This window comes from Streptococcus oralis subsp. tigurinus, assembly GCF_002093545.1.
Classification (GTDB): Bacteria; Bacillota; Bacilli; order Lactobacillales; family Streptococcaceae; genus Streptococcus; species Streptococcus oralis_C.
This window is the reverse complement of the sequence record NZ_LNVF01000001.1, coordinates 1-14832: the sequence shown is the minus strand read 5'-3', so window position 1 is coordinate 14832 and position 14832 is coordinate 1. Positions and strand designations below refer to the sequence as shown.

15 protein-coding genes are annotated in these 14832 nt (G+C 42.2%); 2 read left to right on the top strand and 13 right to left on the bottom strand.

Features of this window, described 5'->3' with window-relative positions; genetic code table 11:
• Nucleotides 1-38 precede the first annotated feature (38 nt).
• Genes ATE34_RS00075 through ATE34_RS00065 form a run of 3 tightly spaced genes read right to left on the bottom strand, consistent with a single transcriptional unit; the run spans nucleotide 39 to nucleotide 4003 of the window.
• Complete coding sequence (locus ATE34_RS00075) at nucleotides 39-1799, bottom strand: ABC transporter ATP-binding protein (RefSeq protein ID WP_084875929.1); 1761 nt, start codon at nucleotides 1797-1799, stop codon at nucleotides 39-41.
• Nucleotides 1789-3558 carry an ABC transporter ATP-binding protein gene (locus ATE34_RS00070; protein ID WP_084910511.1) on the bottom strand — a complete coding sequence of 590 codons (1770 nt, stop codon included), beginning with the start codon at nucleotides 3556-3558 and terminating at the stop codon, nucleotides 1789-1791. Before ATE34_RS00070 ends, ATE34_RS00075 begins: the two co-directional genes overlap by 11 nt.
• On the bottom strand, nucleotides 3542-4003 hold the full coding sequence (locus tag ATE34_RS00065) for a MarR family winged helix-turn-helix transcriptional regulator (RefSeq protein ID WP_084910509.1): 462 nt from the start codon (nucleotides 4001-4003) through the stop codon (nucleotides 3542-3544). The genes ATE34_RS00070 and ATE34_RS00065 overlap by 17 nt, the downstream gene beginning before the upstream one ends.
• A gap of 193 nt (nucleotides 4004-4196) precedes the next feature.
• On the opposite strand from ATE34_RS00065, the gene ATE34_RS00060 reads away from it, so the two are divergent.
• Nucleotides 4197-4886, top strand: a complete 690-nt coding sequence (locus ATE34_RS00060) for a DUF308 domain-containing protein (RefSeq protein ID WP_084910507.1) — start codon at nucleotides 4197-4199, stop codon at nucleotides 4884-4886.
• A 47-nt stretch (nucleotides 4887-4933) separates the two neighbouring features.
• Here the strand turns inward: ATE34_RS00060 and ATE34_RS00055 are convergent, their stop codons facing one another.
• Together ATE34_RS00055 and ATE34_RS00050 are read right to left on the bottom strand one after the other, a co-directional pair.
• Nucleotides 4934-5650 carry a YebC/PmpR family DNA-binding transcriptional regulator gene (locus ATE34_RS00055; protein ID WP_084910505.1) on the bottom strand — a complete coding sequence of 239 codons (717 nt, stop codon included), beginning with the start codon at nucleotides 5648-5650 and terminating at the stop codon, nucleotides 4934-4936.
• A gap of 96 nt (nucleotides 5651-5746) precedes the next feature.
• Complete coding sequence (locus tag ATE34_RS00050; RefSeq protein WP_084910503.1) at nucleotides 5747-7117, bottom strand: MATE family efflux transporter; 1371 nt, start codon at nucleotides 7115-7117, stop codon at nucleotides 5747-5749.
• Between the two features lie 109 nt (nucleotides 7118-7226).
• On the opposite strand from ATE34_RS00050, the gene ATE34_RS00045 reads away from it, so the two are divergent.
• Nucleotides 7227-7781 (top strand): GNAT family N-acetyltransferase, encoded by a 555-nt coding sequence (locus ATE34_RS00045; protein WP_084910501.1) that lies wholly within the window; start codon nucleotides 7227-7229, stop codon nucleotides 7779-7781.
• A gap of 56 nt (nucleotides 7782-7837) precedes the next feature.
• On the opposite strand, the gene recA is transcribed toward ATE34_RS00045, so the two are convergent.
• The 8 genes from recA to ATE34_RS00005 form a co-directional block, all read right to left on the bottom strand.
• Nucleotides 7838-8986 carry a recombinase RecA gene (recA, locus tag ATE34_RS00040; RefSeq protein WP_084910499.1) on the bottom strand — a complete coding sequence of 383 codons (1149 nt, stop codon included), beginning with the start codon at nucleotides 8984-8986 and terminating at the stop codon, nucleotides 7838-7840.
• Between the two features lie 54 nt (nucleotides 8987-9040).
• A complete protein-coding gene (locus ATE34_RS00035; RefSeq protein WP_084910497.1) occupies nucleotides 9041-10297 on the bottom strand; it encodes a competence/damage-inducible protein A in 1257 nt (418 codons plus the stop codon).
• Nucleotides 10298-10370: 73 nt separating this feature from the next.
• Nucleotides 10371-11411: a glycopolymer--peptidoglycan transferase LytR gene (lytR, locus tag ATE34_RS00030; RefSeq protein WP_000592173.1), complete on the bottom strand. Its 1041-nt coding sequence runs from the start codon at nucleotides 11409-11411 to the stop codon at nucleotides 10371-10373.
• 4 nt (nucleotides 11412-11415) lie between these two features.
• Nucleotides 11416-11937, bottom strand: coding sequence for a GNAT family N-acetyltransferase (locus ATE34_RS00025; protein WP_000455522.1), 522 nt, complete (start codon nucleotides 11935-11937; stop codon nucleotides 11416-11418).
• Complete coding sequence (tsaE, locus tag ATE34_RS00020; protein ID WP_000288252.1) at nucleotides 11927-12370, bottom strand: tRNA (adenosine(37)-N6)-threonylcarbamoyltransferase complex ATPase subunit type 1 TsaE; 444 nt, start codon at nucleotides 12368-12370, stop codon at nucleotides 11927-11929. The genes ATE34_RS00025 and tsaE overlap by 11 nt, the downstream gene beginning before the upstream one ends.
• A gap of 85 nt (nucleotides 12371-12455) precedes the next feature.
• Nucleotides 12456-13079: a hypothetical protein gene (locus ATE34_RS00015; protein ID WP_084910495.1), complete on the bottom strand. Its 624-nt coding sequence runs from the start codon at nucleotides 13077-13079 to the stop codon at nucleotides 12456-12458.
• Between the two features lie 136 nt (nucleotides 13080-13215).
• A complete protein-coding gene (ndk, locus tag ATE34_RS00010) occupies nucleotides 13216-13635 on the bottom strand; it encodes a nucleoside-diphosphate kinase (protein WP_000438307.1) in 420 nt (139 codons plus the stop codon).
• Between the two features lie 352 nt (nucleotides 13636-13987).
• Nucleotides 13988-14832 (bottom strand): Cna B-type domain-containing protein (locus tag ATE34_RS00005; protein WP_084910493.1); only part of this gene is annotated, 845 nt, incomplete at its 5' end.

Sequence of the window (14832 nt, the reverse complement as noted above, 5' to 3'; positions counted from 1 at the left end):
TAGTGCAGAAAAAGAAGGCCGTCAAGCCTTCTTTAGATTTATTCTTCTGCTTCGTCTTCTGTAAATTGACTATTGTACAAGTCAGCGTAGAAGCCACCTTGCGCCATCAACTCCTCATGGTTTCCTTGCTCAATGATATTGCCATCTTTCATGACAAGAATCAAGTCGGCATTACGAATAGTTGACAAGCGGTGGGCGATGACAAAGGAAGTTCGACCCTCCATCAAACGGTCCATAGCTTTTTGAATCAACTCCTCTGTACGTGTGTCGACTGAGGATGTCGCTTCATCCAAAATCAAGAGCGGTGCATCTTTCAACAAAGCACGAGCAATGGTTAAGAGTTGTTTTTGTCCGACAGACAAGGTCACGGTATCGTCCAAGATAGTGTCGTAACCGTCTGGCAAGGTCATGATAAAGTGGTGGATTCCCACAGCCTTGCTGGCTTCCATCATCCGCTCATCACTGATGTCTGTCTGATTATAGATCAGGTTCTCTCGAATCGTTCCCTCAAAGAGCCAAGTGTCTTGCAAGACCATAGAAAAGGCATCGTGTACTTCCGAGCGCTTCATGTCCTTGGTATCAACACCATCAATACGGATGCTTCCCTCATCAATCTCATAGAACTTCATCAAAAGATTGACAATGGTTGTCTTACCAGCTCCAGTCGGTCCAACGATTGCGACCTTTTGACCTGCATGAGCTGTCGCAGAAAAGTCATGGATGATGGTGCGCTCTGGTGTATAGCCAAAGGACACGTGATCAAAGACTACTTCCCCTTTCATGTTGCTCAATTGTCTTTCCTTATGAGATTCATCTTGCATCTCTGCTTCAGCCAAAAATTCTAATACACGAGTCATGGCTGCACTCGCTTGTTGCAAGCTCGTAATCCCTTGGGCAATCTGTGACAGAGGTTGAGAGAAGGTCCGTACGTAAATCATAAAGGCTACGATAATCCCTATAGTGATATGCCCTTCTAACGCCAGCGCGGCCCCAACGATGATGACTAATACATAACTAAAGTTCCCAACAAAAATCATGGCTGGCATCATGATACCAGAGATAAATTGAGATTTCCAGATACTGTCATGCAAGTCTTGGTTTAAACCAGCAAATCTCGCTTTGGAGGTATCTACTGCGTTGTAGCTGGTCACTACATTGTGTCCAGAGTACATCTCTTCCACATAACCATTGACGGCTGCTAGATTATTTTGTTGAGCTTTAAAATAACCCTGTGACTTGGCCATGATTACGGAAACCGCTGCAAAACCAACAAGGGTTGATACAACGGTTACCAATGCCAAAATCCAGTTCATCCCAAACATGGTCACCAAGACAGCAATCAACAAGAAACTAGCTGAAAGAACTGTCCCTAGACTTTGGTTGAGAGATTGCGCTGCTGTATCCACATCATTGGTCACGCGCGAAAGGGTATCTCCTTGTGAATGACGGTCAAAATAGCCAAGTGGCAAACGATTAATCTTTTCAGCGATAGCCGTCCGCAAGCGTTTTGAAAAATGTTGGATACTCGTTGAAAAGATATAGGCCTGTGTATAGTTAAGGATGGCGCCAAATACATAGAGAATCACTAAAAAGCTAGCAATACTTGACACAGCCTCTAAATCAATTCCTGTCATCAAGCCATCTGAAATCAAGTTAGTAATTTCTTTAATCTTAGTTGGACCATAAACGGTAATGATACTTGAAATGACTGCAGCCACAACTGCTATTAGGAGAGGGAGTTGGAGGCCTGCCATATAAGGTTTGCACTGTTTCCAGACCGAAACTTTTTTATTTTCCATGTTCCAATTCCTCCTTCGATAGTTGTGAGTAGGCAATTTCTTGGTAGACTTCGTTGGTTGCAAGAAGTTCCTTGTGGGTGCCTTGTCCCACGACTTTACCTTGATCCAAAACTAAGATCAGGTCGGCGTCCATAATAGTAGAAATCCGTTGCGCTACGATGAGCTTGGTCATGGATTTTGTTTTCTCAGCTAGCTCTTGGCGAAGGACACGATCTGTCTTGTAGTCCAAGGCTGAGAAAGAGTCATCAAAGATGAGAATCTCTGGTTTACGAGCCAAGGCACGCGCAATGGCCAAACGCTGTCTTTGACCTCCTGAGAAGTTGGTTCCACCTTGGGCTACTTCTGATGCAAGACCTGCTTCCTTATCCTCTATGAAGCTTTTAGACTGGGCCAATTCAAGGGCTTGCCACATAGTAGCTTCGCTTAGAGGAGTTTCTTTGCTCTTACCAAAATCTAAGTTCTCCTTGACATCTCCAGAAAAGAGCACAGCTTTTTGAGGAATATAACCAACCTTGTTGCGCAAATCTTCCAAGTCATAGTCTTGAACATTAACTTCGTCCACTAGGATTTCTCCATCTGAAACGTCGTAAAAACGAGGTAAGAGGTTGACTAGGGTGGACTTACCTGATCCAGTCGATCCAATGAAGGCTACGGTTTGACCCGCTTCTGCTTTGAAAGTGACATGTTCCACGACTGCTTCAGAATTTTTAGAGTAGCGGAAAGTCACATCACGGAATTCCACTTGTCCTTGAATTAAAGGATCCGCCGTCTGTGCATGACTAGGATTTTCAATAGAAGGATGCAGATCCAATACTTGATTGATACGTCCTGCCGAAACCAAGGTACGAGGAAGAACGATAAAGAGTGCTCCCATGAGAAGGAAGCCCATCACGACCTGCATAGCATAGGACATGAAGACCACCATATCACTAAAGAGTGGCAAACGTTCTGCCAAACTTGCGTCGTTGATGATATAGGCACCAATCCAGTAAATGGCTAAACTTAGTCCACTTGAAATGGCCATCATGATCGGGTTCATAATCGCCATCAATCGATTGACAAAGAGATTGAGACGCGTCACTTCATCATTGGCTGCTTCAAATTTTTCATCTTGGTAATCTTCCGCATTGTATGCACGAACAACTCGAATCCCAGTCAAGCTTTCACGAGTGATGCTATTGAGTTTATCTGTCAATTTTTGGATGACAGATTGTTTTGGAAAGGCCAGAGTCATGAGAATAGTGGTCATCAAGACATTCACAATAACAGCCACAACGACTGCCCAGAGCCAGTATTCCGACTTGCCAAGGATTTTACCGATGGCCCAAATAGCCATGATAGGTCCACGTGTGACCACCTGGAGTCCCATAGTAAAAAGCATTTGAATCTGAGTGATATCATTGGTCGTCCGAGTCAAAAGACTTGGGATTGAAAAACGTTTGATCTCTGTCTGCGAAAAATCCAAAACCTGATGAAATACATCAGTGCGTAGATGGGTTGTATAGGATGCTGCAACGCGAGCGGCAAAGAAACCAACCATAACAGATGAAAAGAAAGCCAATAAAGACAAACCAATCATCTTCGCAGCTGGTGACCAGAGCTCACCCAATTGCGTTCCGGGCGTTCCGAGTAATTCTGTAATTTGTGAAATATAGGTCGGCACCTCTAACTCGAGATAGACCGAGAAACAAGTGAATAGAATCGTAAGAACGATCATCCCCCACTCTTTTCCTGTAATACGTTTAGCGAGTTTCTTCATCCTCTCCTCCTATCTTCTCAACATTTTCTTGCAACTGACCGAGAACCTTTTCAAAAATTGCCAAGTCTGACTTTGAAACCCCGTCTAGCAGACTCTGATCAATCCGATCAAAAAAAGCCTTAACTTCTTGCATCTGCGAACGCGATTTCTCCGTCAAGCGAACAAACTTTGCCCGCTTATCGCTCGGGCTGGCCTCTAGCTCAACCAAACCATTTTGTACCATGCGCTTGACTAAATTACTCGCCACAGATTTAGTAATATTGAGTTCCTGCTCGATATCCTTAATCAAGACCAGTTCCTCTTTTTGCTCACAATGATCTAAAAAACGCAGAACTTGCCCTTGCGGTCCACCCATAAATTCAATGCCACAACGCTTGGCTTCTTTCTGTACCATCAGGTGAACCTGGTGCCCAAAGCGTTTAAACATCAACATCGGCTTGTCCATGATTGCTCCTTTCTCACGATTGAATATAGTTCTCAGGAGAACTAATTAAGTTTCCATGAGAACTATTTTATCACTTTCAGAAGAGATGTCAAGAAAAAAGTTTCCTAGAGAACTATTTTAGTCTGAATTGACATTGGAGAATTTTTTCTCTATAATAAGCACTAGCTACTGTGGATAGGAATCCATTCACTTGATGAAGGGAGAAAACGTTCAAATGAAACCAGAAGAACAAAAAGTTTTAGGGATTTTAGCAACCATTTTTGGAGCCATCGCACTTTTAGGGTCCTGGATCCCGTTTATTAACTATCTATCGTTTTTCATCGCTATTGTCGCGTTGATCTTAGGTATTATCGGACTTATTGCCAATCTCAAAAAACGGAAAACAATGGCCATTATCGGAACATCTCTCGCAGTTGCTTCTGTTGTACTTTTCTTTACGACCCAGATACTGTACGCTAATGTCTACAAAGATTTTATCAGAGAGTTTAACCGTTCCTATAGAGAAGCTAGCTCCTCAATGGAACGCGACTTGACAGATGATACCATTGATTCACTCCCCGAAGATGAGGAAGAAGACGATACCTTCACTTGGACACAAGAACAGTTCGACGCTTTAATTGAAGGTGACCTTGATAACAAAGGAAAAGGTGGTACCAACTACAAGGATATTATCAAAAAACACGGACTGCCAGACTCCGAGTTTGATTCCACTATTGAGGGCTACGACACAAAGAAAATTACCTATATTGGCATTGATGATAGAATCAAGACCGTTACTCTAACCTTTGTAAAACAGGATAATGGTCAACTCTTACTAGTTCATAAAATAGCTGTAGGCCTAGGAAAAAGCCAGCAGCAAAGAGATTCTGGTTCCAGAATCTAATCTCAAATATAAAAAGCGAACAGCTAGCAAGTCTGTTCGCTTTTTTATTAGAATCCATCGACATTTGTGTAGATCTTTTGGACGTCCTCATCATCCTCAAGAACGCTGTAAAGTTTTTCAAAGGTTTCCAAATCTTCACCTGACAATTCTACTTCAGACTGAGGAATCATTTCCAATTCAGTCACTTGGAATTCTTGGATACCTGACTCACGAAGGGCAACGATAGCCTTGTGAAGGTCAGTTGGAGCTGTGTAAACAGTGATTGTTCCTTCTTCTGCTTCTACATCATCCACATCAATGTCTGCTTCAAGCAAAAGCTCAAAGATAGCATCCGCATCTTCACCTGCAAATACGATAACACCCTTATTGTCAAAGAGGTATGAAACCGAACCTGAAGCACCCATGTTTCCGCCGTTTTTTCCAAAAGCTGCACGAACATTAGCTGCGGTACGGTTGACGTTTGAAGTCAAGGTATCCACAATCAGCATAGAACCATTTGGTCCAAATCCTTCGTAACGTCCTTCTGTAAAGGTTTCGTCTGTGTTTCCTTTTGCTTTATCAATCGCTTTATCGATAACGTGTTTCGGCACCTGCGCTTGTTTAGCACGATCGATAACGAATTTCAAAGCAGTGTTTGATTCTGGATCTGGTTCCCCTTTTTTAGCTGCTACATAGATTTCTACACCAAATTTTGCATATACTTTAGAGTTAGCTCCATCTTTAGCCGTTTTCTTGGCTACGATATTGGCCCATTTACGTCCCATTAGGAATCTCCTTTTTTCACATTTTAATCTTTCTTATTATAACACAAGTCTAGCTGATTTTCACTAGAGGAAATGGATTTTCTTTTGCAAAGCAAGCTAGGATTTCCCTCCGACTGCCACGATTTTCTTGCCTTCTTTTATCCAAGGGTGTCGGGAAAGGGAGAAGTAAAGTTGGACAGTCATCACAACCCAGAGTAGCGGTTCACAGAGAATAACACCTGTGTAGCCTGTCCAAGGAATAATCCAAGCTACGAAAATAATTTTTCCAAACAACTCGATAAAGCTAGATACGAGGGGCAAAAGTTTTTGGCCTAGTCCCTGCAAGCTATTTCTATAAATCAATAAAAGACTTAAAAATGGATAAAATACAGAACTGATACGTAAGTACAAGGTCCCGTTTTCTACCAAGTAGCTGTCTGTCGAACTTGCTAGGAAAGAAACTAGGCTAGGACTGGCAAAAAATAGGAAAATACAGGCAAGGGCTGCCCAAGACATACTCAAATAGCTCCCTAAACGAAGACCTTGAACAATACGTTCGGGACGTTTCGCTCCAAAGTTTTGAGAGATAAAAGTCGTCATCGATGCTGAAATAGCTGTCATTGGTAATAAGGCAAAGGCCATGATTCGCCGTGCTGCCGTTTGAGCACTGATAATGACTGCACCAAAACTATTGACAGAGGATTGCAAAATGACACTTCCGATAGAGACGATTGACCCCATCAGACCCATGGCTAGTCCCTGCTCCAAGAGATCCACATAGAGAGCCTTATTCCATTTGAAATGTTTGAGACCCGGAAGAAGTTCTGGAACACTCTTACGAATATAAAAATAACAGAGGATTGCTGACAAACCCTGCGAGATAATGGTTGCAAGACCCGCAGACTGAACTCCCAGATGCAGTTGCGTAATAAAATACAAATCCAAGATCACATTAACGATAGCTGAAAAGATAAGAAATGCAAGAGCCGCAAGGCTATCGCCAATCGAGCGCAGTAAGCCTGCAAAAAGATTGTAAGCAAAACTAACCCCTACACAGGTAACAATCATGGAGATGTACTCATAGGATTGAGGAAGGATTTCTACAGGTGTCTCTAAATATTGCAAGAGTGGATAAAGACCGAAGAAGCCTATCAGCATGACAAGAGCACTCAGGATGGCACCCAGAATCCAAGTTGCTGCAACAGCTTCTTTAATCTTAGCAAAATTACGAGCACCGTAAAGACGAGCGATGACAACTCCCATCCCATTTCCAACTCCGAGGGCAAAGCCGATAATCAGATCAAAGATAGCCGTCGTTGCTCCTACTGCTGCTAGGGATTTTTGTCCAAGGAACCGCCCTACAATCAAGACGTCAGCTGTATTATATAGTTGTTGGAAGATATTGGACAACAGAATTGGAAGGGCGAAGCTCAAAAGTGAGGGAAGAATGGAGCCATGAATCAGGTCCACTGTTCGTTTTTTATTCATAAAGATATTATATCAGCTTTCCAGGGGACCGACAAGATTCTTTAACGAATCCTGAAATCAATTGCTTACAGAGAGACAATTTGCTATAATCAAGAAAAGGAGGTCATTTATGAGTTTGACCAGTCAATTAATAACCGATGTGTTTCCAGATCTTGATAAAGTTGAAAAGCTAAATAACGAAGCTTTCCCCGAGGAAGAGAGGGTCCCTCTTTCTGAATTTTTGCGCTATCAGGACCGTGATGACGCCCACTTCTTTGCCTTTTATAACCAAGAAGAGTTTGTCGGCTTTGCCTTCTCCATCTCCAATCAAAAAGCCTTTTATATCAGCTTTTTTGCCATCATGCCCCACCTGAGAAGCCACGGGTACGGAAAGGAAATCATCGAAAAGCTGACTGATTTTTACCAGCGAACCATGTTGCTGGAAGTCGAGCGATTGGATGAAGAATGCGATAATTTGGAGCAGAGAAAGGCTCGCATGGATTTCTATCGCCAAAATGGCTTTAAAACAGCCAACGCTTTTCTAGAGTACGATGGTTTGAGTTTTGAAATTCTCTACCGTGGCGACCATTTTGACGAAGAAGCCTATCGCGACATCTTCCAAAAGTTACAGGATGAACATTATTTTGACTTTCACATCGAATACCGTCGTTTTAGTGATCATTAGTTCTTTCATCTGAAATAAACATAAAAAGTAGCAGTTCCTATCTGCTACTTTTTATGTTATTCTTCAATTTCGATTTCAAGTCCATCGCCTAGGTCAAGTGTCACTTCTTGGTTAGGTGCTAGATCTTCAACGACAGAAGTAGGAGTTGTTCCTTCTTCATCTTCAATCAAACCGTATTGAACACGAACCTGATGGTCAATAGCATCAAAGATTTCCGGATGATCTGCCAAGTATTTCTTAGCATTCTCAGATCCTTGCCCGATTTTTTCACCCTTGTAAGAGTACCATGCTCCTGCTTTTTGGATGATATCAAGGTCACTTGCAATCTTCAAGAGCTCACCAGTTTTAGAAATCCCTTCTCCATACATGATTTCAACAAAGGCCTCCTTGAACGGTGGAGCCACCTTATTTTTAACAACCTTGATCTTGGTTTCCTTACCAACATTGGTATCTTTTTGGTCACCAGTTCCTTTGATTTGTGTGCTTCCACGAACATCCAAACGGACTGAAGCGTAGAATTTCAGAGCACGCCCACCAGGTGTTGTTTCTGGATTTCCAAACATGACCCCAACTTTTTCACGCAATTGGTTGATGAAGATGGCAATTGTTTTGGTTTTATTGATAGAAGCACCAAGTTTACGCATGGCCTGGCTCATCATACGAGCCTGCAAACCAACGTGGCTATCTCCGATATCTCCATCAATTTCCGCACGAGGTACAAGGGCTGCAACTGAGTCGATAACGACGAGGTCAACTGCACCTGAGTCAATCAATTTCCCTGCAATTTCAAGACCTTGCTCACCTGAGTCTGGTTGTGACAAGAGCAACTCATCAATGTTTACACCAAGGGCCGCAGCATAGGCTGGGTCAAGAGCATGTTCCGCATCGATAAAGGCTGCAATACCACCTTCTTTTTGTGCCTGTGCGACAGCGTGAAGGGCAACCGTTGTCTTACCAGAAGACTCTGGTCCGTAGATTTCGATGATACGTCCCTTAGGATAACCACCTGAACCAAGAGCAATGTCAAGAGCCAAGGACCCTGAACTCATGACTTGCACTTTTTGCTCCGCACGCTCGCCCAAACGCATGATTGAGCCTTTACCGAAGTCTTTTTCAATCAGTTTAAGAGCATCGTTCAAGGCTTTTTCACGATCCGCTCCAAATTTTTTTGAAATTTCATCTAATTTTTTTGGTTTTTTCGCCATTCTATTCTCCTGTATTCTAATAGTCCTAAGACCTATCTACTATTATATCAAAAGTTAGTCACTTAATAAAGCCTTGCGAACTAGGTTAAAGGCATGCATGACCGCAATCTGACGAACATCTGCTCGGCTCCGCCCTGCGATATTAGCCTTGATAACTTCTGTCCCTTTTGCATGTGCCAAGCCGATAAAGACTGTCCCAGCTGGATGACCCTCTAGGCTATCTGGCCCAGCCACACCTGTCAAACTAACTCCGTAGTCAGACTGAGTCTTGAGCCGTGCCTGCTCTGCCATTTTTTTAGCCGTAAACTCTGAAACGACCCCGTGTTCTTTCAGCTCTTGCTCGGAAATATCCAGCATCTTGGACTTTTCTTCTAAACTGTATGTGACAAAACCGCCATTAAAAATGGCAGAAACGCCTGAAAAGTCTGCTAATGTCGCTTGAAAAAGGCCTGCCGTCAAGCTCTCTGCTGCAGTAATGCTTTTCTGTCTCTTCTTTAGCTCTTCTACAACGACACTTGCTAGGCTGGTCTCCTCCCCATATCCATAACAGATGTCTCGCAGAGAAAGTTCCTCGAAAGTCTGGCAATCTAAGATTTGATTTTCCAAGATGTCCAATGCTTGATCAGCCTTTTCTTGACTGACTGCTTTTGTAGACAAGCGCAAGGTCACCTCTCCCGTTTTGGCATAAGGAGCTAAGGTCGGATCTGTTTGATTGTTAATCAAATCCGCCAAAATGGTCACCAACTGACTTTCACCAATCCCAAAGAAACGGAGCACTCGTGAGTACAACTTGGCACCAGTCATTAACTTAGGTAAGAGCTGATTTAAGACCATAGGTTTCAACTCACTTGGCGGTCCTGGGAGGACTACGTAGGTCACGCCATCTACTTCCGATACCCCTCCTACCGCTAAGCCTGTCTCATTTGGCAGTGGAGTCGCCCCTTCTACAATTTGGGCTTGGCGCTCATTATTCGGTGTCCGAGCATAGTCTGGCCTTTGAGCAAAAAAGTGATCAAGTTTTTCCTGAGCTTGAGGATCAAACACCAAGGCTTTCCCAAAAAATTTTGCCAGAGTTTGTTTGGTTAAATCATCCTCAGTTGGCCCTAAACCCCCTGTCAAAATGACTAGACTGCTACGCGAGCTCGCAATCTCTAGCAAGGACATGAGACGAGCTTCATTGTCTCCGACAGCTGTTTGAAAATAAACATCTACCCCGATTTCGGCTAACTTCTCTGATAAAAACTGAGCATTGGTATTGACGATCTGCCCTGTTAAAATTTCTGTTCCGACAGCAATAATTTCTGCTTTCATTTTTCCTCCTATTTATCTATTCGAATTTTTTTGAAAAAATCGCAGGAAATTTCCTACGATTTGATTCTTTGTTTTATTCTACCTCTTCGTTTGAAACACTAGTACTGGTTGAAGGCGCTGTCCGGCCAAAGGCTGTTTCGTACAGTACCGCATTGGTTTCCAATTCTGTCACTGGCTCTTTACCCAGTGAACTACGCAAGAGATTCTGCATCTCGAGCATATGTTCTGAAGTGACAATCTGATAGGAGATTCCTTGCAGCTCAGCATCTTCCCCACGCAATTGATGCGTTTCGATATTCTTGAAAGAATCTTGATAGCCGAGCAATTGTGGAATGCTCTTAGCTGATAAGTCCACATTGGTCTGCATGTTATCACTCAAAGCTTTGAGGATACCTTGATAATGACTCACACTGTTTAGGCTCAAAACCTTCTCAACGATTTTTTGAATGACTTCACGTTGACGCTTTTGACGGCCGTAGTCTCCTTCAGGGTCTTGGTAACGCATCCGCGAATACACCAAGGCTTCCTCACCATTCAAGTTTTGTTCCCCAACACCAATGGAAATCTTATTAAACTCTTCTTGGTCAGTGATAGAAATTGGAAAACCAAGTGTATTGTTGACGGTGATCCCACCAACTGCATCCACCAATTGTTGAAGGCCTTGCATGTTGACCATTACATAGCGGTCAATGTGGATATTCATCATCTTTTGAATAGTAGAAATTGCAAGTTCCGCACCACCATTAGCATAGGCCGCATTGAGTTTGGCTTCCTGAACTTGGCCATTTTCATTCTCGATCTTAGTCAAAATATCCCGTTCCAAACTCATCATAGTGGTTTTCTTTGTTTTGGGATTAACCGTCAGGAGTATCATAGAATCACTATTCCCTGCCCACGGATCTGTACGTTCCGAATTTCCCGTATCTACCCCCATCAAGAGGATAGTCAGTGGCTCCGTCGCTTCGATAACGTTGGTTTCTTCCCCGATTTTTTTGTAAGTCTTTTTACTTAGGGTTTCTGTTCCCTGTTGGTAGATGGTATAGCCATAAACCGCTACACCTAAAACTGTTACTGCTAGGAAACCTAGAACCATTCCAATTAATTTTTTAATCATCTTGTTATTCATCTATCAATTTGCCCATCAGACAAACATCTAAAAATATCCCTTCTGCTAAATAGGCTCCTCTTTCTTGCAAGCCTTCTATGATAAATCCCATTTTTGAATAGAGGTGGATAGCAGCCTCATTTCGTTTTTGTACACTAAGTTGCAAACGGCGCAAGACACCACTGGCTTTAGCCCACTCGATGCCTTCTTCTAGGAGTATTGTCGCCAAGCCTTGGTTCCAAAATTTCTTGCGAACTGCTAGAAAAACATCTCCAATATGCCGAACTCTTAAATGTTGATCCGCTGTGATATTTAAGATACCTGCAATCTCATCATTCAGTAAGGCGAGAAGAGTAATTTGATTCTCCGATGCAGCTTGTTTTTCGATAAAAAGAGCCATTTCAGACGCTGTCATCATGATACCATTTTCATCTAGGCTAGTGAGGTCTGTCTCTTGACCGACACAATCTAAAAATGCAATCAAAGCTGTAGCATCTGAAGTCTCTGCCTCACGAATGCACAACTCATACTCCATCATGAAGCTCCTTGATGAGTTGTTCAGCCCGAGGGCCATGAGCCGTAAAATGAAGACAACGACCCTCTGCTTCTTTCAAAATTTCCAATTCCAAATAGGAATCTGGTAAATCCTCACCCAAAAGATGCCCCCACTCAATAACAGTCACACCGCCACCAAAGAGAAACTCATCCAAGTCAATAGAATCAGCGTCTCCTTCGATACGGTAGACATCCAAGTGGTAAAGTGGCAGACGCCCTTCATACTCTCTCACGATAGTATAAGTTGGACTTTTAATCATCTGACGGATATCCAAACCCTTGGCAAGGCCTTTTGTAAAGGTTGTTTTACCCGCACCCAACTCTCCCGTCAAGATCAGAACATCGTCTTTTTGAAGCAAATGACCTAATCTTTCTCCGAGAGCTCGAAGCTCTTCTTCATTTTTTGTGTACATGTTACTATTATACCAAAAAGTTTTCTTTTGTGTGAATTTTCTTTATAGACTTACTATTCTAAATTTATAGTTCTCCTTGCCTTTCTCAGAAAAAGGTAAAAATACAAATAACAAATAAAACATCGCGAATCACATGTCCGTAAAATGAAATTTCCCTTTGCACGGATTTTGGAAAGAGGAAACGCGCACATAAAAAACCGAGACCGATATAAAGGAGAATGGAGGAGATCGTTACGGGATTTCTCAAGAAAATAATCGTGCCTAAAACGGAAATCACAACCGTTCTCTTCTTGTTGAGATGGTTGTCCATATCCCGAATATATTTATCAAAAGGTAAGAAAATCCATAGATCTACTCCCAGCAAGAAAAAGAATGAAGGCAAAAAGAGGTCAACTAGATCCTGCTGAAGCTCAGTACCAACTTGGATACTTTCTGATAAAATGAAACAGCTGGCTAAAAGATTGATGATTAAAAGAAGATTATGGATAAGCTTTACTTTCTCTGCAGAATGCAAAATACTATGACTTTTCTGACCCAAGGTATGGAAATAATTAATCCCAGCACAAAAGCCAGAAACTCCCACTATGAGAATTAAAAAATAGACATTTCCTTCTCTTAAGGATAAAAATGATTCCTCCCACAATAAACAACTTCCAAATAAAATTTGAGCGACAGCTAATAATAATAAAACACGAATTGATTTCATCATTTCCTTTTCTTCCTCCGTATAAGAAATTATACTCTGACAGGATTAGAAAATGATAAATGACTTCCGAAATGTCACATTAGGACGCTGAACGGTACAAAAAACAGTTCCGTCATTCACAGAACTGTTCTCTTCTAATCTAATCCTTAAACCATAGGGCGATTTCTCGTTTAGCTGACTCTTCTGAATCTGATCCATGTACGACGTTTTGAATGGCTTGATTTTCTCCTGCCGCCTTAGCAAAATCTCCCCGGATTGTCCCCGAAAGAGCCTCTTCTGGACGAGTAGCTCCCATCATGTCACGCCAGCTTTCAATTACCTTGGGACCTGAAATGATTCCCACAATTATTGGACCTGAGGTCATAAATTGGCGGATAGGAGGATAAAAACTTTTTCCAACTAAGTCGCGATAGTGTTGGTCAATCAAATCTTCTGAAACTGTTGAACGTAACTCTAATTTTTCGAGTTTGAAACCACGTCGCTCAATTCTTTTCAAAACCTCGCCAACTAGACCTCTCTTCACACCATCTGGCTTAATGATAAAGAATGTTTGTTCCATATAAATCCCCTTGTCATTTTAGTTCTTCTATTCTACCACACTTTATGAAAAAGTGGGGAAATTTTCTGAAATTAGCAAGCTCTATCATTTCTAAAGTAGGTAAATCTTAATATTCAAATTGCCTGAAGAAGCCTGCCGATAATAAGAGCCTTAACGTTAAGTTTCATCCATAACCTGACACAAAACTTGAAGAACTTTGACAACTTTAAAACTAGAATTCTCATTGCTTTGAATATCAAAAAGAGAGAACCAATCTGATTCTCTCTCGTACTTAGTTATATGTTCCCCACTACAGTTGCCCATGACTTCTAAGCACTATCCTTTACAGTAGTGAAGTTATTCCTTATTTCTACTATCCTTGATTTTTACGTCTATATCCTATTAGCATCAGTAATACTCCTGAGGTTAACATTATCCATACATATTGGGATACGTTGCTTCCATCTCCTGTATTAGGTAATGTCTTGTTATTACTTGTATTTGGTACCTCTGGTTTATTCGATTCTGGATTATTTGGTGTAGAAGGTTTTGTTGGAGTCTTTTCTTGGTTGGTGATCGTGAAGCCTTCTTTCATGCTTCCCTCATAACGGACGCCATACCATTTGCCTGCAAGCTGAATGTTGTTTGAAATTTCGCCAACTTCTTTGATGGTGTACTGATGGGCTTCTCCACCCAAAGTCGCGGATACTGGTAATTGCTCAAAGGTGGCTGTCCAGTTATTGGCTGACTTCAACTCTTGTACCTGACCTGTGGCTACGCCGTCTTTGTAGAGTTCTACTTTGACACTATCTACAGGCGCAGATACATCGTTACCAGCTGAATCTTTCCATTCTTTTGTTACCTTAACATCTCGGGTTGGTGGAATCATTGGAGCCCATGGAGTCTTTTCCTTATTGGCGATCGTGAAGCCTTCTTTCATGCTTCCTGCGTAACCGACTCCATACCACTTGCCTGCAAGTGAAATGTTGTTTAACGTTTCGCCAACTTCTTTGATGGTGTACTCATGAGCTGCTCCACCCAAAGTCGCGGATACTGGTAATTGCTCAAAGGTGGCTGTCCAGTTATTGGCTGACTTCAACTCTTGTACCTGACCTGTGGCTACGCCGTCTTTGTAGAGTTCTACTTTGACACTATCTACAGGCGCAGATACATCGTTACCAGCTGAATCTTCCCATTCTTTTGTTACCTTGACATCTC